At 46.6% G+C, this 20,385-nt stretch carries 23 protein-coding genes and 1 other annotated feature; of the genes, 4 read left to right on the top strand and 19 right to left on the bottom strand.

What is annotated here, in order from left to right:
• Positions 1-257: 257 nt before the first annotated feature.
• On the bottom strand, positions 258-1,688 hold the full coding sequence (gene sbcB, locus LPW36_RS13480) for an exodeoxyribonuclease I (protein ID WP_230610432.1): 1,431 nt from the start codon (positions 1,686-1,688) through the stop codon (positions 258-260).
• Between the two features lie 251 nt (positions 1,689-1,939).
• On the opposite strand from sbcB, the gene LPW36_RS13475 reads away from it, so the two are divergent.
• The gene (locus tag LPW36_RS13475; RefSeq protein ID WP_230610430.1) at positions 1,940-2,776 is read left to right on the top strand and encodes an ion transporter; all 837 of its coding nucleotides are present in this window, start codon (positions 1,940-1,942) and stop codon (positions 2,774-2,776) included.
• A 58-nt stretch (positions 2,777-2,834) separates the two neighbouring features.
• On the opposite strand, the gene fucO is transcribed toward LPW36_RS13475, so the two are convergent.
• From fucO to hisG, 9 genes are all read right to left on the bottom strand, one after another.
• Entirely contained in the window at positions 2,835-3,986 is a 1,152-nt protein-coding gene (fucO, locus tag LPW36_RS13470) for a lactaldehyde reductase (protein WP_230610428.1), read from the bottom strand.
• A gap of 395 nt (positions 3,987-4,381) precedes the next feature.
• Positions 4,382-4,993, bottom strand: a complete 612-nt coding sequence (gene hisIE, locus LPW36_RS13465; protein WP_230610426.1) for a bifunctional phosphoribosyl-AMP cyclohydrolase/phosphoribosyl-ATP diphosphatase HisIE — start codon at positions 4,991-4,993, stop codon at positions 4,382-4,384.
• Positions 4,987-5,763, bottom strand: a complete 777-nt coding sequence (hisF, locus tag LPW36_RS13460) for an imidazole glycerol phosphate synthase subunit HisF (RefSeq protein WP_230610424.1) — start codon at positions 5,761-5,763, stop codon at positions 4,987-4,989. Before hisF ends, hisIE begins: the two co-directional genes overlap by 7 nt.
• Positions 5,745-6,482: a 1-(5-phosphoribosyl)-5-[(5-phosphoribosylamino)methylideneamino]imidazole-4-carboxamide isomerase gene (gene hisA / locus LPW36_RS13455; protein ID WP_230610422.1), complete on the bottom strand. Its 738-nt coding sequence runs from the start codon at positions 6,480-6,482 to the stop codon at positions 5,745-5,747. Before hisA ends, hisF begins: the two co-directional genes overlap by 19 nt.
• 5 nt (positions 6,483-6,487) lie before the next feature.
• Entirely contained in the window at positions 6,488-7,075 is a 588-nt protein-coding gene (gene hisH / locus LPW36_RS13450) for an imidazole glycerol phosphate synthase subunit HisH (RefSeq protein ID WP_230610420.1), read from the bottom strand.
• On the bottom strand, positions 7,075-8,142 hold the full coding sequence (gene hisB / locus LPW36_RS13445) for a bifunctional histidinol-phosphatase/imidazoleglycerol-phosphate dehydratase HisB (RefSeq protein WP_230610418.1): 1,068 nt from the start codon (positions 8,140-8,142) through the stop codon (positions 7,075-7,077). Before hisB ends, hisH begins: the two co-directional genes overlap by 1 nt.
• Before the next feature lie 14 nt (positions 8,143-8,156).
• Positions 8,157-9,212, bottom strand: a complete 1,056-nt coding sequence (gene hisC, locus LPW36_RS13440) for a histidinol-phosphate transaminase (RefSeq protein ID WP_230610416.1) — start codon at positions 9,210-9,212, stop codon at positions 8,157-8,159.
• A complete protein-coding gene (hisD, locus tag LPW36_RS13435; protein ID WP_230610414.1) occupies positions 9,213-10,517 on the bottom strand; it encodes a histidinol dehydrogenase in 1,305 nt (434 codons plus the stop codon). It lies immediately after the preceding gene.
• Between the two features lie 5 nt (positions 10,518-10,522).
• Positions 10,523-11,422 carry an ATP phosphoribosyltransferase gene (gene hisG, locus LPW36_RS13430; RefSeq protein ID WP_230610412.1) on the bottom strand — a complete coding sequence of 300 codons (900 nt, stop codon included), beginning with the start codon at positions 11,420-11,422 and terminating at the stop codon, positions 10,523-10,525.
• Positions 11,423-11,468: 46 nt separating this feature from the next.
• Positions 11,469-11,594, bottom strand: a sequence feature (His leader region).
• A gap of 276 nt (positions 11,595-11,870) precedes the next feature.
• Between hisG and LPW36_RS13425 the strand changes: the two genes are divergently transcribed.
• Positions 11,871-12,698, top strand: coding sequence for an SDR family oxidoreductase (locus LPW36_RS13425; protein WP_230610410.1), 828 nt, complete (start codon positions 11,871-11,873; stop codon positions 12,696-12,698).
• 106 nt (positions 12,699-12,804) lie between these two features.
• Here the strand turns inward: LPW36_RS13425 and artM are convergent, their stop codons facing one another.
• From artM to LPW36_RS13400, 5 genes are all read right to left on the bottom strand, one after another.
• Positions 12,805-13,470, bottom strand: coding sequence for an arginine ABC transporter permease ArtM (gene artM, locus LPW36_RS13420; protein WP_230610409.1), 666 nt, complete (start codon positions 13,468-13,470; stop codon positions 12,805-12,807).
• Complete coding sequence (gene artQ / locus LPW36_RS13415) at positions 13,470-14,174, bottom strand: arginine ABC transporter permease ArtQ (RefSeq protein WP_230610408.1); 705 nt, start codon at positions 14,172-14,174, stop codon at positions 13,470-13,472. The genes artM and artQ overlap by 1 nt, the downstream gene beginning before the upstream one ends.
• Positions 14,175-14,185: 11 nt before the next feature.
• Positions 14,186-14,917 (bottom strand): arginine ABC transporter substrate-binding protein, encoded by a 732-nt coding sequence (gene artJ, locus LPW36_RS13410; protein WP_230610457.1) that lies wholly within the window; start codon positions 14,915-14,917, stop codon positions 14,186-14,188.
• A 19-nt stretch (positions 14,918-14,936) separates the two neighbouring features.
• On the bottom strand, positions 14,937-15,665 hold the full coding sequence (gene artP / locus LPW36_RS13405; protein ID WP_230610406.1) for an arginine ABC transporter ATP-binding protein ArtP: 729 nt from the start codon (positions 15,663-15,665) through the stop codon (positions 14,937-14,939).
• Between the two features lie 274 nt (positions 15,666-15,939).
• Entirely contained in the window at positions 15,940-16,530 is a 591-nt protein-coding gene (locus LPW36_RS13400; RefSeq protein ID WP_230610404.1) for a phosphatase PAP2 family protein, read from the bottom strand.
• Positions 16,531-16,923: 393 nt separating this feature from the next.
• Here LPW36_RS13400 and nikR point away from each other — a divergent pair, with 393 nt between their 5' ends.
• Positions 16,924-17,379, top strand: coding sequence for a nickel-responsive transcriptional regulator NikR (gene nikR / locus LPW36_RS13395; protein WP_230610402.1), 456 nt, complete (start codon positions 16,924-16,926; stop codon positions 17,377-17,379).
• A gap of 79 nt (positions 17,380-17,458) precedes the next feature.
• Here nikR and yqhD read toward each other — a convergent pair whose 3' ends face one another.
• Entirely contained in the window at positions 17,459-18,616 is a 1,158-nt protein-coding gene (gene yqhD, locus LPW36_RS13390; protein WP_230610401.1) for an alcohol dehydrogenase, read from the bottom strand.
• 328 nt (positions 18,617-18,944) lie between these two features.
• Here yqhD and LPW36_RS13385 point away from each other — a divergent pair, with 328 nt between their 5' ends.
• On the top strand, positions 18,945-19,157 hold the full coding sequence (locus LPW36_RS13385) for a YccJ family protein (RefSeq protein ID WP_230610399.1): 213 nt from the start codon (positions 18,945-18,947) through the stop codon (positions 19,155-19,157).
• A 249-nt stretch (positions 19,158-19,406) separates the two neighbouring features.
• Here the strand turns inward: LPW36_RS13385 and LPW36_RS13380 are convergent, their stop codons facing one another.
• The 3 genes from LPW36_RS13380 to LPW36_RS13370 all read right to left on the bottom strand — a co-directional run.
• Positions 19,407-19,625, bottom strand: a complete 219-nt coding sequence (locus LPW36_RS13380) for a DUF6868 family protein (protein ID WP_230610397.1) — start codon at positions 19,623-19,625, stop codon at positions 19,407-19,409.
• Positions 19,626-19,702: 77 nt separating this feature from the next.
• Entirely contained in the window at positions 19,703-19,903 is a 201-nt protein-coding gene (locus LPW36_RS13375; protein ID WP_230610395.1) for a 2-hydroxymuconate tautomerase family protein, read from the bottom strand.
• 373 nt (positions 19,904-20,276) lie between these two features.
• Positions 20,277-20,385 (bottom strand): IS1 family transposase (locus LPW36_RS13370; RefSeq protein WP_230608631.1); only part of this gene is annotated, 109 nt, incomplete at its 5' end.

Raw genomic sequence — 20,385 nt, 5'->3', positions numbered from 1 at the left:
TCATCATTACGTTTAAATAACGAAACAATTTCCCGCACCCCTTTGCCCGTGTGTTCATGACGGCTCCAGGCTAAAGAGAGAAGATTGCCAGTGCAGCCCCAGAGCTGACCATCATAGTGCCGATGTCCTGCTTTAAACGGGTGATGTAGTTATGATACACCGGTATAAAACAGAGATATAGCAGACTAAATCAAGAAAAACGCCATATATCAGAGCGTTCTGCTATATGGCGTAATGGCGTAAAATATTTGCAAAGATTAGCCAACCAACAGTTCTGCGTAGCGAAACAGCGCTTTCAGCTGAGAGGCTTTGTCCACATTATCAGCGTGCAACTGAGCCAGTTGCTCAATTTTGGTCAGATACTTCTCCAGACGTTCCGGGCTTAACATTTCCTGACGATGCGCCAGCCAGCGGCGCTGTTCTGCATCGTCCAGCGTTTTAGGATAGTTGCGGGCGCGGTAGCGGAACAGCAGAGTTTCTAATCTGTTATCGCTAAAGGTCAGGCTTAATGCCGGTAGGTTCTCTGGCTTGGTGCGCTGAATAATGCCAATGGCTGCGCGATCCGCATCGCTGAAGAAACCATCATATAATCGGCCATCCACATCCGTTGGTGGCGTAAATGGTGTTGCCTCACTAAAGATAGCCGTAACTTTTTCACGCAGGTCAGGGCTTTGGCGCAGTAACTGAAGATTGGTCAGACAGCGCTGACGGTCAATACCTAACCGGTCTGCATTTTCCGGCAGTAGCGTTTTGGCCGGGGCTAACACCGGGCACTTATTGGTATGCACCAGTTTTAGCGGAATCGGTGATTCACCCTCACCAAGCTCATCACGGCGAGTGTAGAGGCGCTCACGTAAAGTATCGGCATCCAGCTCCAACAATGGCGCCATATCACCGGCTAAATCACAGACAATCACCGCATTATTGTTATCCAGATGCCAGGCCAGAGGGGCAATCCAGCTGGTGTTTCCCCGTAATGCGCCAAACATACCGGATACGTGAACCAGCGGTGTCATTTCAGCAATATCAATCAGGTTCGCAACTTTGCGCTTATTTCTTAACTGGTACAGATAATCAAACAGCTTAGGTTGGGCTTGCTTCACCAGCTTTGCCATGGCAATGGTGGCGTAAACATCGGACATAGCATCATGAGCATGGGTATGTTCCACACCGTTGGCTTTGGTGAGATGTTCCAGTTTAAAGCTGGGTAAGCCATCATCATTTAATGGCCATTGAATGCCTTCGGGGCGTAGAGCATAACAGGCGCGCATAACATCCAGCAGATCCCAGCGAGAGTTACCATTTTGCCAGCTGTAAGCGTAAGGATCGTAGAAGTTACGGTAAAAAATATTCCGGCTAACTTCATCATCAAAGCGAATATTGTTGTAACCCAAGATACAGGTGTTTGGCGTACTAAAACTATCATGAATCTGACGGGCAAACTCCGCTTCCACCATCCCTTTACTGAGCGCTTCCTGAGGAGTAATACCGGTAATCATTACTGCATCGGGGTCGGGAAGGTAATCATTGGCGGGCTTACAGTAAATAACTAATGGTTCAGCAATAATATTGAAATCACTGTCGGTACGGATGCCGGCAAACTGAGCAGGGCGATCGTAAGATGGACTAATACCGAAAGTCTCATAGTCATGAACGTAAAAAGTTGGCTGGTCTGCTGATTTTTTCATCTTACGAATAGTCTTTAGTTGTCTGTCGGTTATGCGATTTTTAGCCACTAAGGATAACATTAAAAGTCAAATCAATCGGCAGATTTTATTAGAAGTGAATCAAGGTATCAGGAAGCGTTAAGTCAATTGGCAATATTATGTTATTTCTTTAATGAATAATTATTTATATTGATATAATTATATTTATAAATTAAGTGATATAACTAACCACATGAATCCTTTTAATTCCATCATCATAGTTGGTGCATTTTATGCCTGAAACTGCACATTCTTATTATCAAACTAAACGCCGGATTTATCTGCTGTGTTTTAGTATCAAAACCCCAATAGGAAAAATCGTCTCTCTGTTCTGGGGGGCAATGGCATTGCTCATCGTACTGGTAGAGTTTATGCGGATGGGCGGGTTAGGATTTAATTTTAATCACCCGTCATTTTACCACCAGATGGACATTATCTTTGTTGTACTGTTTAGCTTTGAATATCTGATGCGGCTCTGGGTTACCCCGAAATTTGTGGGTTATGCCACTTCAGTTATGGGGCTGATTGATTTAATTACCACACTCAGTCTCTATTTGATTTTATTATTCCCTGAAATGTTAGCCCATTATGAAAACCTGCTGAGATTGGGGCGTATTCTCTGCATTTTACGTCTGTTTAAACTACTGGGCGTAATGGACGATGTGGCGTTTTTTCATCGTTGTATTTTAAAAGCCAGAAGTAAGTTAGTACTGTTCTTATTCTGCATTGCGATTGTGGCAATGATGAGCGGCGGTATTATGTTTGTGATAGAAGGTCCACAAAATGGATTTACTAATTTAGGATCTTCAATTTATTGGGCGGTCGTCACTCTGGCTACCGTTGGATATGGGGATATTACTCCTCACACTTCGTTTGGCCGTATTATTGCTTCCATGTTGATCATATTGGGTTATCTTTCGTTGGCGATACCCACCAGTATTCTTTCGGCTTATGTGATGGCAGAAAGAGAACGTAAAATATCTTTTCGCTGCCCGGTATGTAAACACATGGGGCACGAACGTGATGCCCGGTACTGCAAACACTGCGGCGGAAAACTGAATAATAATTGATGTGAAGAAAAGCCCTTCAGGTGAACTAAAGGGCTTTAATATTAGTTAACAAATCAAACTAATAGATCGAACGATACAGCGCTTTAATCTCTCCCAGGTTGGTATCCCGAGGGTTGCCCCCGGTACAGACGTCATCAAAGGCGGCCTGAGCCAGCGCATCAATATCACTCTCTTTCATACCAACATCACGCAGTCTGGCAGGAATGCCAACGTCTTTACTTAACTGCTTCACTGCATTAATAGCGGCTTCGCGAACCCTGGCTAATGGCATATTGGCTGCGTCTTTAACACCCATCGCCACCGCGATAGCGCGGAACTTATCACCGGTGAAATCGGCATTATAAGCCATGATATGAGGCAGCAGAATGGCGTTAGCCACACCATGAGGCGTGTCGTAAAAAGCGCCCAATGGATGAGCCATGCCGTGAACCAGACCCAGACCAACGTTAGAGAAACCCATACCGGCAATGTATTGGCCTAATGCCATATCTTCAACACCCGTTGGATCGCCTTTTACTGAAGCGCGCAGAGAGCGGGCAATAATCTCAATGGCTTTCAGATGCATCATATCCGTCAATTCCCATGCACCTTTGGTGGTATAACCTTCGATGGCGTGGGTCAGAGCATCAATACCGGTTGCGGCTTTTAGTGAGGCTGGCATGCTGGCCATCATTTCGGAATCGATAATAGCAATAACCGGAATATCATGAGGGTCAACGCAGACAAATTTACGGCGTTTTTCTTCGTCGGTAATGACATAGTTGATCGTAACTTCAGCAGCGGTACCGGCAGTGGTAGGAATGGCAATCATGGGAACACAGGCGTTTTGGGTTGGCGCTACGCCTTCAAGACTTCTTACGTCAGCGTACTCAGGGTTGTTGATGATAATACCTATGGCTTTACAGGTGTCCTGTGGAGAACCACCACCAACGGCAATCAGGTAGTCGGCACCTGACTGTTTAAACTTTGCGACACCTTTCTGCACTACGGCAATGGTTGGGTTTGGGATAACTTCATCAAAGATGTCGTAAGGCAGTTTGGCTTCATCCAATAGTTTGCTCACTTTGGTTGCCACACCGAACTTAATCAGGTCCTTATCCGTTACCAGCAGCGCTTTTTTAAACCCGCGTTTTTTCACTTCATCCACAATATGGGAAATGGCTCCGGCACCAAAATAGGAGGTTTCATTGAGGATCATTCTATTTGCCATGTTATAGCTCCATAAGATTGTTATATTTAAAAATTATTAAAAATGAATCAATTCTTGCGGTTATCTAAATTGACAGTTCATGCTGTTTCCAGCCGGCTGAACCGGACTCCATGTCTATGAACTTAGAGTAATTAACTTTTTCGCCAGAAAATTGATATAGGTTAGGAAAGGAAGGGAACAGTTATTTTTGGTTATTATTTTTAGAAAAAAAGAATAAATGTTGAACTCAGGCACTAAAACAAGATATCTGACTCTAGCCCAATGGAAGGGTTGGCAATAAGGGACTATTCGCTATGTTTTAGCCGTTTTCTAATTGAAGTTGATAGTGATGGAGAAGCAACAAATGAAAAAGCCAGCGGGGTGCTGGCTTTTAAGAGAGTAAGGTTAGTTACCCATTACTTATGTCTTTCCCGTAGCCGGTTAATCACCGAACTTAAATTCAAATCCTGGTCCTGTAGCAAAACCAACAGGTGATAAACCAGATCGGAGGCTTCATTGGTCAGTTCTTCCCGGTCATTCACCGTGGCAGCCAGTGCCGTTTCAACACCTTCTTCTCCCACTTTTTGGGCAATGCGCTTAGTTCCACTGGCATACAGTTTAGCGGTGTAAGAGGTGGCCGGATCGGCCTGTTTGCGAGAGGCCAGTAGCTGCTCCAGTTGATACAGAAATGTCCATTCGGTTTCCGCAGGAGCAAAACAGCTACTGGTACCGTTATGACAGGTAGGGCCGACCGGATTCGCCAGAATCAGCAGGCTATCGTTATCACAGTCTGGCGTTATGCTGACAACATTCAGGAAATTGCCGGAGCTTTCTCCTTTAGTCCACAAGCGCTGTTTAGTTCGGGAGAAAAAGGTCACTTTACCGCTCTGTTCGGTAGCGTGTATGGCTTCCAGATTCATATAGCCTAACATCAGAACCTCACCGGAAACCGCATGCTGGACAATCGCCGGCATCATACCGTCGACTTTTTCCCAATCCAGCTGGCTGTGCTGCTGTTGCGTTAACATGTTCTGATCTCCACTTGATTATCGGCAAGATAACGTTTTAGTTCACCGATATTGATAATTTGCTTATGGAACACCGATGCAGCCAGAGCACCGTCAACATTAGCGATGTTAAATGCATCAAGAAAATGTTCCATTGTTCCTGCACCGCCAGAGGCGATAAGCGGAACTTTACAGACCTGGCGTACCCGTTTTAGCTGTTTCAAATCATAGCCGTTACGTACACCATCCTGATTCATCATATTTAGCACAATTTCGCCGGCTCCGCGTTTTTGTACTTCCTGTACCCAATCCAGCGTATTCCAGGCGGTTGCTTTAGTGCGGGCTTCATCACCGGTAAACTGATAAACCTGATAGCTTTCCTGCTCTGCGTTATACCAGGTATCAATACCCACCACGATGCACTGCACGCCAAAACGATCAGCAAGCTGAGTGATTAATGATGGGTTAGCCAGAGCCGGGGAGTTAATGGAGATTTTATCCGCCCCAAACGAGAGGATCTGACCGGCATCTTCAATGCTTTTAATACCACCGGCTACGCAGAAGGGGATATCAATCACTTCTGCTACTTTCGATACCCAGCTTTTATCCACTACGCGGCCATCGGAAGAGGCGGTAATGTCATAGAACACCAGTTCATCTGCGCCTTCTTCCGCATAGCGCTTGGCCAGCGGCACGATATCGCCAATGATTTCATGATTACGAAACTGTACGCCTTTAACCACCTGACCATCACGAACGTCCAGACAGGGTATTATCCGTTTTGCCAGCATGAAATGGCCTCCTCTACGTTAAATTTACCGTCCAGCAGGGCGCGGCCAACAATCACACCTTTCACGCCGCTGGTGCGCAGGGCAGCAATATCATTCAGGCTGCCAATGCCGCCGGATGCCTGAAAAGCAATATTCGGATAACGCTGGCTAATTTCACAATATAAATCGACGTTGGAACCGGCCAGAGTGCCGTCACGAGAAATATCGGTACAGAGCACGTGCTTTAAACCATAAGGAAGGTAGTGTTCTACTATCTGTTCCAGTGTTTGGCTGGAGTTTTCCTGCCAGCCGCTAATGGCAACATTTTTATTACCGCTGTCATCAATACGTACATCCAGTGCCAGTACCAGTGCATCGGCACCAAAACGTTTAAACCATTGCTCTACCATTTCAGGCTGGCGCACGGCGGTTGAGCCGATAACTACCCGGCTGGCCCCGGCGTCGATTAAATCGCTAACGTCTTGTTCGGTACGAATACCGCCGCCAATCTGAACCGGAACAGAGACACCGGCTAACAGTTTACGTAATAAAGGCAACTGGCGCGCTTTAGGGTCTTTTGCTCCGGTCAGGTCAACCAGATGCAGTACCTGAGCCCCTTGTTGCTGATATTGTTGCAGGCGCGGCAGCGGGTCGTTGCCGTAGTCGCGCTGTTGCCCATAATCTCCCTGATGCAGGCGCACTACGCTGCCGTCAATCAGGTCTAATGCAGGAATAATCATCTCAGTTACATCTCCAGAAAGTTTTTCAGCAGTTGAGCGCCGGCCTGACCAGAACGTTCTGGATGAAACTGTACGCCGAAGAAGTTGTCTTGCTGTACTGCGGCGGTAAAGGGCTCGCCGTAGGTGGAGTGCGCGATAGTGGCTGAACATACGGGCATAGCGTATCCATGTACGAAATAGAAATAAGCACCGTCCTCGATGCCGCGAAACAGATGATGACCCGCCAGCGGGTTGACGTTATTCCAGCCCATATGAGGGAGCGGCAGGTCATGTGCTTTCATCTGCTTAATTGGAGCATCAATGATGCCCAGGGTGTCCGTTGAACCTTCTTCACTGTTTTTAGCCAGTAACTGCATGCCAAGGCAGATGCCTAAAACCGGTTGAGTACAGGCTTTGATTAAAGGAATTAACTCACGCTCATTCAGTATTCTCATGGCCGCAGAGGCAGAGCCCACGCCGGGAAGAAATAGCTTATCGGAACGCAGGACAACGTCAGCATCGCGGCTTACCACCGGGTTGTAACCGAGGCGTTTAACCGCATAAGCCACCGAAGCCAGATTGGCGCAGCCGGTATCTAAGATCACCACTTCCATTACAGTACTCCTTTCGAACTCGGTAGGGTATTTCCCTCTACGCGAATTGCCTGACGCAGGGTACGACCAAATACTTTAAACAGGCTTTCCACGCGGTGGTGGTCATTTTTACCCTTGGTTTTCAGGTGCAAGGTGACCGCCATTGAGTAAGACAGGGAGTGGAAAAAGTGCTCTACCATCTCGGTGCTCATATCGCCAACCCGCTGATGGGTAAATTCGGCTTTATACTCAAGGAAAGGACGACCGGAAATATCCAACGCACAGCGTGCCAGACACTCATCCATCGGTAGGGTAAAGCCAAAACGGCCAATACCGCGCTTATCACCTAAGGCTTTTTTCAACGCTTCACCCAGAGCCAGACCGGTATCTTCAATGGTATGGTGATCGTCAATAAACAGATCGCCTTTTACATTGATGTTCATGCGAAAACCGCCGTGGGTGGCAATCTGGTCCAGCATATGATCAAAGAAACCAATGCCGGTGTGAATTTTGCTATCGCCTTCGCGGTCCAGCCAGACTTCTACATCAATAGACGTTTCTTTGGTGGTACGAATAACGTGGGCATGGCGGTCTGACTGCGTTAGCTGCTCAACGATCTGATTCCAGCCTAAGCTATCGCGCTGATAGCGAATACCCTGAATGCCCATGTTTTTAGCCAGTTGAATATCGGTTTCCCGATCGCCAATCACCCAGGAATTGTCATAATCCATCACTGCTTTGTGCATATAAGCCGCCACCATTTTGGTTTTAGGCTTGCGGCAGTCACATTTGTCTGCCGGCATATGTGGGCAGATCAGGGTTTCTTTAAAACGAATGCCTTGAGAGGTCAGAATTTGCATCATCAGGTTGTGCGGTGGATCGAAATCTTCCTGTGGAAAACTGCTGGTTCCCAGTCCATCCTGATTGGTGATCATCACCAACTGATAACCGGCATCCTGCAATTTCAACAGGGCGGGAATAACCTGTGGCTCTAAGGCCAGCTTATCTAACCGATCGACCTGAAAGTCTTCAGGCGGTTCGGCGATGATAGTACCGTCGCGGTCAATAAACAGATATTTTTGGCTCATGGCGGCTGTTTTCCTTAAAAGTTCTTCAAAGCGTCGGTGACGGCATCGCATTCACGCTGAGTACCGATAGAGATGCGCAGGCATCCTTTCAGTCCCGGCTGTTTATTTTGGTCTCTGAGTATAATTCCTTTATCCCAAAGTGCCTTAAAGGCTTTTTCGGAATCCGTCAGGTTAAACAACAGATAGTTAGTCTCACTGGGATAAACCTGAGTTACGCAGGCGCATTTAGCCAAGGTAAGCTTTAGCTGGTCGCGGCGGGTGTTGAGTTCCGACACGCGCTTACGCATGGTGGAGACACCGGCTTCACTCAGCGCCTGAGCGGCAATGTCCGCCACCGGTGTGGATAATGGGTAAGGGGCGATCACTTTCAGCAGCAGATTGATAATTTCTTCGCTGGCGAGGGTAAAGCCGCAGCGTAAACCTGCCAGCGCAAAAGCCTTAGACAGGGTACGTAGCACCACCAGATTAGGGTATTGACTGAGCCAACTCACCACGCTGGCTTCGGGGCAAAACTCAATATAGGCTTCATCAACCACCACCAGTGCTCGTCCTGCCGTCATTGCCAGCAACTGGCGAATGTCATCCGGATTGATCAGGTTACCGGTTGGGTTGTTCGGGCTGCAAACGTAAACCAACTTTACCCCTTCCAACGCGGCGGCAATGGCGGGTAAGTCCAACTGCCAGTCCGCTTTGCTGGCAACGGTACGGCGTTCAATACCAAGGGTTTCTGCACTTACGCTGTACATGCCGTAAGTGGGTGGGCAGTAGAGCACCGCATCTTTACCCGGTTCGCAAAAGGCACGCATCAGTAACTCGATGCCTTCATCGGCACCGCGGCTAACAATAACCTGTTCGGGTTTTACACCAGCGTAAGCCGCGTAGCGTTGAATGACCTGAACCGGCTGACACTCCGGATAGCGGTTCAGGTTTTGCTCCGTAAGCTGATAGCTGGTCGCTTCAGGATACTCATTGGCATTTAACCAAACATCACCGTTACCGCCAATCCGGCGGGCCGACTGGTAAGGGGTTAACTTTCTTACATTATCACGGGCTAATTGTTCAATACTCATTTACGCCTCCGGATTAAGCTGTTTTAGTTTGGCGACGCGTAAAGAGACGGCCTGTTTGTGGGCGGTCAACTGCTCTGCCTGTGCCAGCGTTTCAATGGTAGGGGCCAGCGCCATAAAACCCTGTTGAGTTAATTGCTGAACGGTCATGCGCTTTTGGAAATCCGCCAGCCCTAAGCTGGAGCTGGTCGCGGTATAGCCGTAGGTTGGCAACACGTGGTTGGTTCCGGATGCGTAATCACCGGCGGACTCCGGTGACCAGTCACCTAAAAATACCGAGCCGGCACTGCTGATTCGCTCAACCAGTGCTTCCGGATCGCGGGTCTGAATAATCAGGTGCTCAGGGCCATACTGGTTACTGATATCAATACATTGATCAAGATCCTGGGTCACAATTAAGTGGCTTTCTGCTAATGCCTGACGGGCAATATCCTGTCGTGATAATGTCATTAATTGTTTTTCAAGCTGCTCAGAAACGGCCTGAGCAATATCCCGGTCCGGCGTCAGTAAAATAACCTGAGAGTCCGGGCCATGCTCCGCCTGTGACAGCAAGTCGGAGGCGATAAAAGCAGGGGTAGAACCACTGTCAGCAATCACCAGAACCTCTGAAGGACCAGCTGGCATATCAATAGCGGCACCACCAATGGCCTGACTCACCTGACGTTTGGCTTCGGTGACATAGGCGTTGCCGGGTCCGAAGATTTTATCCACTTTAGGTACCGTTTCACTGCCAAAGGCCATAGCGGCAATAGCCTGAGCGCCGCCCAGTTGGAGAACGTTTTTAATACCGCACAGTTTTGCAGCATACAGAATTTCATCGGCAACAGGCGGTGGTGAACATAGCACGACCTCTTTACAACCGGCCAGACGAGAAGGGATACCTAACATTAATACCGTTGAAGGGAGCGGTGCCGTGCCTCCCGGAATATACAGGCCGACGGATTTAATCGGGCGAGTCACCTGCTGGCAACGCACTCCCGGCTGAGTTTCGATATCCACTGTTGGCAATACCTGAGCCTTATGGAAGGTCTCAATATTGCGGGCGGCAATGGCCATGGCCTGTTTAATGTCATCGCCCAGACGTTCGGCGGCGGCATTAATTTCCTGTTCGGTGATGCGCAGGCTGGTGGTTTGTACCTTATCAAATTTAGCATTGAGCAGCGTCAGCGCCCGGTCACCGCCGGCTTTTACTTGTTCAATAATTTCGCTGACGGCGGCGCTGATGCGGTCGGATGCATTTACCGCAGGGCGGGAAAGCAGCGCCTGTTGCTGTTGCTTATTGCATTGTTCCCAGAAGGTCAGTTGCATGGTGGTTACTCCATCATTTTTTCGATTGGTAACACCAGAATCGAACTGGCACCGAGTTTTTTCAGGCTTTCCATGGTTTCCCAGAACAGTGTCTCGCTACTGACCATGTGCATGGCTACGCGATTTTTATCACCGGCCAGCGGTAGAATGGTTGGGCGCTCGGCACCAGGCAACAGAGCAACAATCTCTTCCAGACGATCGTTAGGCGCGTGCAGCATGATGTATTTGGACTCTCTGGCCTGAATAACCCCTTGCATACGGGTCAGCAGCTTGTTGATGAGTTCTTGTTTCTCGTCAGATATTTCACCGTCACGCTGAATCAATGTCGCTTTAGAACGGTAGATAACTTCCACTTCGCGCAATCCGTTGGCTTCCAGCGTAGCGCCGGTAGAGACCAGATCGCAAATGGCGTCGGCTAAACCAGCACGAGGGGCAACTTCCACTGAGCCATTTAACAAACAGGATTTAAAGCGAACCTTTTGTTCGTCCAGATAACGTTTTAGCAGGTGAGGATAAGACGTTGCGATACGACTATTTTGCAGGCATTGTGCACCGGTATATTCAGCATCCAGTGGCATAGCAATCGAGAGACGGCAACCGCCAAAATCAAGGCGACGCAGGGTGGTGTAGCGAGGATCTTCTCCCTGTGCCCGACGACTTAACAGCTCTTCTTCCAGTACGTTTTCACCGATGATACCAAGGTCAACCACACCGTCCATGACCAGACCGGGAATATCGTCATCGCGCACACGAAGAATATCAATGGGCATATTTTCTGCGAAAGCAATCAGGCGCTGCTGCTGAAGGTTTATTTTGATACCACAGCTGGCGAACAGTTTCTGGGATTCATCACTTAAACGACCTGATTTCTGCATAGCTATTCGTAAACGGCTTTTATCTAACATGGTGATCCTCTTATCTCTCTAATTTATTCTTCTTAAATCATGGGCATTAAAAAAGCCCTCGGAAGGATTCTTCCAAGGGCTCTCTCTAACATTCTGTCCGCCACTGGAAGATCCGTTGATCGTCTTCCAGCACCAAAGGCCTGAAGACTAATCAGGGTGATGGTGATGATGGTGGTTAAACAGAACGTTATTCATAATATTTTGCGCCTTAAAACAGATAATTTTTTGCTGTCGCTGATAAGTAACCTACCCATTGTTTAACAGAATGGCAACTACTTTTTTAAATAATTATGCAGAATGTAGAATAGTCAGGAAAATCATGAATGAATGATCTACTCTGAACGCCCAATGGTAACCGAATTAAACAGGTAAGGCCGCTGGTTTTAGCTTATATTGTATAGCGTTACTCCAATAAACAGAGTCATATCTACCTACAGGTAAAATGCAGATGAAGAAGGTTTCCATAATTGGTTTAGGCTGGCTTGGAATGCCGCTGGCACTTTCACTGGCAGGACAGGGATATATTGTTGCAGGCAGTAAAACCACGCAGGATGGCGTTGAGGCTGCCCGTCTGTCGGGTGTTGATGCATATCCTTTAATGATGACACCTTCACCAGAATGTGAGGCGGAGGATTGGGAGCAACTGCTGAACTGTGATGTGTTAATTATTACGTTACCGGCCAGCCGCGATCCTGAAAGAGCGGATATTTACCGCCAGTCGGTACAGCTTTTAGTGGATAGCGCGCTGAGTAAGCAAATTACCCGCATTATTTTTATCAGCTCAACCTCTGTGTATGGCCCGGGAGAGGGGGAAGTCACTGAAGAATCGACCCTTAAGCCAGAACGAGTTTCTGGCAATATGCTGGTGAGCATCGAAAACTGGTTACATGATTTGCCTCATCTTCAGGTAGATATTCTGCGTCTGGCGGGGCTGGTCGGGCCGGAGCGCCATCCGGGGCGCTTTCTGTCCGGTAAACAAGCGCTGCCGGAGGGAAATTGTGGTGTCAATCTGGTTCATCAGGAAGATGCTATTGCCGCGATTCAACTGTTGTTGAAGCAGCCACAGGGTGGGCATATCTATAACCTGTGCGCGCCGCTGCATCCCCGTAAGCGGGATTATTATCCGATAATGGCAAAAAAACTGGGTATTGCACCACCACAGTTCACTCCAACGGATCAAACATCACTGGGGAGAATTATTAACGGGCAAAAGATATGCCGTGAATTGGGATTTGAATACCGTTTTAAAGATCCGGTATTAATGCCGTTGCTGTAGTTAAGTACCGATACGTTTCCGACCGCATTCAATGTCTGTATAAACACATTAAATTAGCGGTCGGAATGTTTGTTAATGCTGATTTGTTTCGACTGCCTGAAGTTAATCAACGATGCTCAAATGCCAGCGCTTTCTTCTCTATCAGTCGCATCATCAGGGTGAGTAAACCGTTAACACACAGATAGATGATACCCGCCGCGCCATATACCATCACATCGTAGGTTCGGCCATACATCAGTTGGCTGTAACCCATCACTTCCATCAGCGTAATGGTATAGGCCAGAGAAGTACTCTTGAATACCAGCACCACTTCGTTGGAATAGGAAGAGAGCGCACGTTTAAAAGCATAAGGCAACAGAATACGCAGGGTTTGCCCTTTAGACATACCCAATGCGGCACAAGACTGCCACTGGCCCGATGGGATAGCCCGCACGGCACCGTGGAACAGCAGCGTTGAGTAGGCTGCACTGTTTAAAGCCAGCGCAATCATGGCGCATAACCAGGGTTCTGACAGCAATTGCCACAAAACAGGGAACTGTTTAATAATTTCAAACTGACCCGGACCGTAGTAAATCAGGAATATTTGTACCAGCAATGGCGTGCCGGTGAATAGCGTAATATAGCCCTTAACTACCCAGATAATGACCGGGGTTTTTAACGTCAGAATGACGGTAAACAGAATAGCCAGAAGCAGCGCCACAATCAGAGAAACAATAGTCAGCGTCAGGCTGGTATGTAACCCCTGTAGGACATCCGGAAGATACTGAAACATTATGATGCCTCCCGTTCAAAGCGGGTAGTACGTCGCTCAATCAGGGAGAGAATATGCTGACTGATCAGCGTAATGGCTAAATAGATCAGCGCGGCAATCATAAACCAGGTGAAGGGTTCCTGAGTGCGGATGGCGATGCTCTTGGTTTGTAGCATCAGGTCGTTAACGCTAATCAATGAAACCAGAGCGGTATCTTTTAGCAGAACCAGCCACTGATTACCTAAACCCGGCAGAGCATGACGCCACATTTGCGGCATAATCAAACGAAAGAAAATCGCGCTTTTGCTGATGCCCAAAGCCTGACCCGACTCCCACTGACCACGGGGAACGGCCTTTAATGCACCACGCAGGGTTTGTGAACCATAGGCGGCATATAGCAATGACAGGGCAATAACACCACACAAGAATGGGCTGACATCAAAGTTTTCAATAGGCAATTGAATAGTGACGCCCGGCAGAGTAAAGCCATCTGCCAGCGTCATTAACAGCTGTGATGCACCAAAATAGATAAATAACACCACCAGAATTTCCGGCAAACCGCGCAGGATCATCACAACACCGGTGGCGATATAGCTAAGAAACTTCAGGCGAGATGACTCCCATACGGCAAAAAACATCGCCAATATCAGACCCAACACCAGAGAGCATACTGCCAGGCCGACGGTCATACCGGCGGCACTGGCTAACGGGAGAATTTCATTCATTATTTGTCAGACTACTTCTGGAACCATTTGTTATAGATGGTTTGATAAGTGCCATCTTTTTTGATTTTATCCAGCGCCGCGTTCAATTTGTCGCGCAGGTCGGTATTTTTCTGGTTTACCGCAATGGCAAAACCAGTACCAAAGTAAGCATTATCTGTGACCCTGTCACCAACACTGGCCAAATCATCATTTTTCTTCAGCCATTCAGCAACGACCGCAGTATCACCAAACACCGCGTTAATACGACCACTTTTCAGGTCAAGAATGGCATTCTGATAGCTATCATAGGCAACCGGCGTGATTTCGGTATGTTTTTCCAACAGATATTTCTGGTGGGTAGTACCGTTTTGCATTCCCACTTTCTGTCCTTTCAGCGCGGCTAAATCGGCCACTTTGCCTTTGAGAGCAATAAACTGAGCGGAGTTATCATAGTAGGTATTGGTAAAGGCAACTTGCTCCAGACGCTCTGGCGTAACATCCATAGCGGCAATTGCGGCATCAAAACGACGGAATTTCAGGCCGGGAACCAGACTATCAAAACCCTGATTGGCAAAAGTACATTCAGCCTGAAGCTCTTTACACAGGGCATTAGCCAGATCGATATCAAACCCCTGAATCTGATTCTTTGCATCAACAAATTCAAACGGAGGATAGGATGCTTCGGTAGCAAAACGGATTTTTTCTGCCGCAGCAGCAGAAAGACTAAGGCTTGCAAGCAGAGTGGCAACCAGTAATTTTTTCATATCCAGACTCCAGAGAGACTTAATGGGAGAGATAACCAGTAAACGCTTTGGTTTGCGGGTGAATAAAGGCATCGGCTGTGCCATATTCCACGACATGGCCCTGTTCCATATAGACCACCCGGCTGGCGGTCTTTTTGGCAAACTCCACCTCGTGGGTTACGATAACTTGAGTAATACCGGTATCAGACAATTCACGAATAATGTTGACTACCTGGGCGGTAATTTCAGGGTCCAGGGCAGCGGTTGGTTCATCAAATAACAATATTTGAGGTTCCATCATAAGGGCGCGGGCAATGGCGACACGCTGTTGCTGCCCGCCAGAAAGGTGCAATGGAAAACGGGCACTGAACTCCTGCAAACGCAGGCGAGCCAGTAACTTTTCCGCCCGATCGATAGCCGCTTCTTTAGACAGCCCTAAAACCCGACAAGGTGCTTCAATCAGATTCTGCATTACTGTCAGATGTGGCCACAGATTATATTGCTGAAATACCATACCGACATTACGACGTAATTCGCGAATGGCACCTTCTGATGGGGGTTGACTAAAATCAAAGCGATTACCCGCGATGGAAAGCTGCCCGGAAACCGGCATTTCCAACAGGTTTAATACCCTGATCAGTGAGCTTTTACCGGCGCCACTAGGGCCGAGTAACACTAAGGTTTCTCCGCTTGGGCAGTCCAGTGTGATGTCAAACAGAGCCTGATGGCTACCGTAGAAACAGTTTATCGCTTTTAAATGAATACTCATGCGCCAATACTGAATAGTAATTAATGTGTTAATGGTAACGTTGACCGGATAGGGATGCAATCAAAGCCTTATAAAATTTGCAACAACTTCACAATTAACGATAAAGGTCACGCTCAGTCACTACCCATTCTCCGGTAAATATCGTGCTTTAGTTTAGGCCATGTTTGAGAATGGTACCAAAAGGGATGTTAAATAGAAGGAAAGAGAAACAGACGCAATTGGCTGCCAGAGACAACCAATAGGTGTTGCCCAATAGTTTGAACAACAATATCAACTACAGAATTGCACAATAGACTTCATAGGCAGCCCAACCCAGGGCCGCACCAGCAGGTAAGTCGATAATATAGTGCTGTTTAGTAAACGTGCAGGAAAGGGCGATCAGTACCGGGAACAGGAAGACCCAGGGACCAAGAGTGCTGTATGCCAGTAACGCCGTTAGTGTCGCAACAGAGACGTGCATACTTGGAAAACAGTTGGATGAGTCATCAAATTTTTGTACAAACAACAGAAATTTTTCAGACCAGCTTTTACCGGTGTTCATGCTACGCCAGTGGGACGGAGTGGATACCGGAAACAGCATAAAGAAAGTCATCTGCATAACCAGAAGAACAATATAACTGAATACAATCATGATAAAGTGGCGGGAATCTTCCACAATCCAGTTGATATACAGAATGGCAGGATAATAGAGAAAACTGTAAACCCATGACCAGGAAGGCCAGAACGGAATTTTTTCATCAATGGCAGAGCTAAATTCACGAACTTTAGTAATCGTATGGCGTTGGGTAAAAAAGTAGAACTGATAAACACCAACAATAAGAATACCGCTTAAAATAAGATTGATAACGTAATCGATAGGATTCATGAGTTATTCCCTTAACTGATTCAATATTAGATCTTGTTGTTATATTACTCCGGTTAATAATAGTGGGCGATAGTATATAAATAAAAGCAACTTGTGTATTTCAATGTCAGCATAGTCGACGACTATCGCAATATTATTTATATAACACCATGAAAAAATTATAGATTTACTCCCTGTTAAATTAATCGCTTCTGAAACTAAATGAGCGCTTTCAGGATACGGATAAACAGGTATGATTTTCTGAGTAACGCTTTATTGAAAATTATAATATATTGTTATTTATAATAATTATTTCTTCAGGCTGGCGTTTGGTGTATATCATCGACCTCGACGCATCATGACTTTGTCGTTATGATGGTTTCAATATCTGAATGATGCTTTTGGAGAATGATGATGCAGCGTATAACGATTTCTATTGATGACGACCTGATGGAAGAGATAGATAACATTATAAAGCAAAAGAATTATCAAAATCGTTCAGAGGCGATCCGGGATTTAACCCGTACCGGTATTCAGAACTCCTCATTGGTCGTTGAAGGCAATCCTCCCTGTGTAGCGGCATTGGTTTATGTTTATGACCACAAGTCCCGCGAGTTGTCTAAACGATTAACGCGTACTTTTCATGAGCAACATGATCTGACATTAGCCAGCCTGCACGTTCATCTCGATCAGGGTAGCTGTATGGAAGTCTCAATGCTGAAAGGTGATGCAGAGCGCGTGGGGCAATTGGCCGAACAGGTGATTACGGAGCGGGGGGTAAGGTATGGCAAGCTGGTGATGGTACCGGATAATAGCGGCGGGCATTCCCATCATCACCATCATGATGACGAACATTCTCACCATGATTAATGAAGATTTTGTTTCATGTAAAAAAACAAGGCCCGGGTAATTCCCCGGGCCTGTTGCATATTAAACGGATAAAAATCAGTTAACGTGCTGATTCGTAAATTTTCTGGCTATCCGCTAAGGTGATGTCGCGGTGTTCGCCAAGTTGGGTCATTCCATGCTCTTTTAGCTTCTCGATCAATGCTGGAATCGAACTGCCATCTAACTGATAATCAGACAGGCGCGTTGGTGCTCCCATTTGCTGGAAGAAGTTCTCCGTGGCTTTAATTGCCGCCTCAATGCGCTGATCTTCGGTACCGGTATCAATGTTCCATACGCGCTCTGCGTATTGCAGCAGTTTTTCCCATTTTTGTGCTTTTTTGGCACGCATAATCGCCGGCAGAATAATGGCCAGCGTTTGTGCGTGGTCCAGTCCATGCATTGCGGTCAACTCATGGCCCAGCATATGGGTCGCCCAGTCTTGTGGTACACCGGCACCAATTAAGCCATTCAGAGCCATGGTGGCGCACCACATAATATTTGCCCGCACCGCATAGTTTTCCGGTTCTTTTAACGCTTTTGGACCTTCTTCTATCAGTGTTAACAACAGGCCCTCCGCAAAACGGTCCTGAACTTTGGCATTCACCGGATAGGTCAGGTACTGCTCCATGGTATGGATAAATGCATCGATAACGCCGTTGATAATCTGACGTGGAGGCAAAGTATAGGTGGTGACCGGATCCAGAATAGCAAATTGAGGCATGACAAACGGAGACATAAAGGCTTGCTTATCACCGGTTTCCCGACGGCTGATAACGGCACCCTCATTCATTTCTGAACCGGTAGCCGGTAAGGTCAGCACAGAGCCAATTGGCAGCGCTTTAGTGACTTTTTTTCCGCGGCTGGTGACGATCTCCCAGGTTTCTCCCACATAGTCAGCAGCCGCGGCAATAAATTTGGTGCCATCCAGTACGGAACCACCACCAACGGCGAGCAGGAAATCGATCTTATTGTTGTGCACCATTTCTACGGCTTGCATCAGCGTTTCATAAGTTGGATTTGGTTCAATACCGCCAAATTCAAACAGGGTATATCCCTTCAGCGCATGGTGAACCTGTTCCAGAACACCATTACGTTTAATACTGCCGCCGCCGTAGGTAATCAGTACTCGGGCATCGACAGGGATAACTGTAGGGAGTTGAGCAATCTGACCCTGACCAAATAAGACTTTTGTAGCAAGATGAAGGCTAAAATTATTCATGGTGATAGATCCTGACGGTAGCATAATGGATAAAAAGCAGTAATTTTTCGCTTCAGAAAAGGTTAACAAGATACTCTAACCACATTAACATAAAACCGATGGATAATCGGTCTGTTTAATGTAAATGGGTGATTCATCAATGCGACTAACTTACTGAGTAACCGCGTATTCTGTCATAAGCCGCTTAGCCAATGCGTTAGATACTGCGTGTGCTATGTTACTCGTCGATTTTTTTTGCGTGCAAAATCACGAGCTTGAACGATACTGTTAAACAGTGCTTTGAAAGTAATAAAGCTACGTCTGAAATAACTCGTTGGGAGACATTGAAATGCAAAGATTAAGAATTAAAGAGTGGGCTAGAATTCGCGAGACATCCGTTGAAATTGCCGAGGCTATTTTTGAACTGGCTAATAATGATGAAGTAAAAGCACAGCAAATTTGGGACGAAGGCAGCGATGAGGTGTTACCGCTGGCGTTCAGTAAAACTGATGCCGATCGCCTCTACTGGGGTGAAGAAACCATCGAGCGTAAAAACGTCTGATCGCTTTTCAGATACGGTAATCCTATGCAATAACGTCGTATCCTGCGGCGTTATTGCCGGTTATTTCGCATTGTGGTTTTCGTCGATGATACGATTCATGACAAAAGTTCATATAAAACACATATAAATCAAATAGACTCAGCGCACAGGTTTAATTAACGGATTAGATAACCATGCGCAGGCCGCTTTCATCGCTTCATCCCTGGCTTTACTGGCTACGGGTACAACAGCGACATCTGTTTCGTCAAATCAGCTGACGGTTGGGTTCCCGTCGTTATACCAATCGATTGATGCCATACCGGAATAGTGAATGGCATCAAAGCGGTCGTCAGTGAGCTGAAACCAGCGGCGATGCAAGTGATAAATCGAGGTTTTTTCCAACCGTATTGCCATAAACCAAATCAGTAAAACGGCATAATTGATGACTGTACAGTAGAGTAAAACGTTTTTAAGCAGATAAAAGTCCATTCTCCTCTCCTCTCCGGTACGGTTGATTGAGTAATGGCAACGCCGAATGCCTGTAATAACCATTCGGCGTTGGTAAACTATTTTTTCTTTCTTAACTCAGTAACCGGAAAGCCACCAATTCCCCAGTTATCCATATCAACTTCATCAATAACAACGAGAGTGGTAGCGGGGTTCTTATCCAACACTTTGACTAATAGTTGAGTGACACCTTCAATCAGTTGCTTTTTTTGTTCCGCGGTTGCGCCTTCTTTAGTAATTTTGATATTGACATAAGGCATGACGAAATTCTCCAGGTTAGTTATGCAGAGGTTGGTTAAGGTATTGATATTAAATTATGGGCAGCATCAGCCGTTTTTACCAGCAACGATTTATCGGGAGTTGAGTGTCGACGCAGAAAGGCGTTATTCTTAGTGCCAACCTGTGTTGATATAGCGCATTCAGAATGCGTTAACGAAGGGGATCATGAATGATGATTAGTTTGGCTGAATCAAATATTTTATTATTCAATTGATTTACAATTCATCCCATTGCGGTAAAAATTAGACTGTAGTATTATTTTGACGTGGTATTAAATTGAATGCAGAGTATAAAATAATAAATCGATAATTCTGCATAGTTATAATTTAAGTAATTGTTGGTCGTGACGCAGATTTAGTGGTAATGATTGATCGTCAGATACCATCCGATGATCTTATCGTGCATTTCTTCTGACTTTGAGAAGCAGATAGTCTTGCGGGTCAACCGTTTAAGATGGGTTCGC

It is taken from the genome of Limnobaculum eriocheiris, assembly GCF_021010575.1.
Classification (GTDB): Bacteria; Pseudomonadota; Gammaproteobacteria; order Enterobacterales; family Enterobacteriaceae; genus Limnobaculum; species Limnobaculum eriocheiris.
The sequence above is the reverse complement of the archived record's forward strand: the minus strand, read 5'-3'. Positions and strand labels throughout refer to the sequence as shown.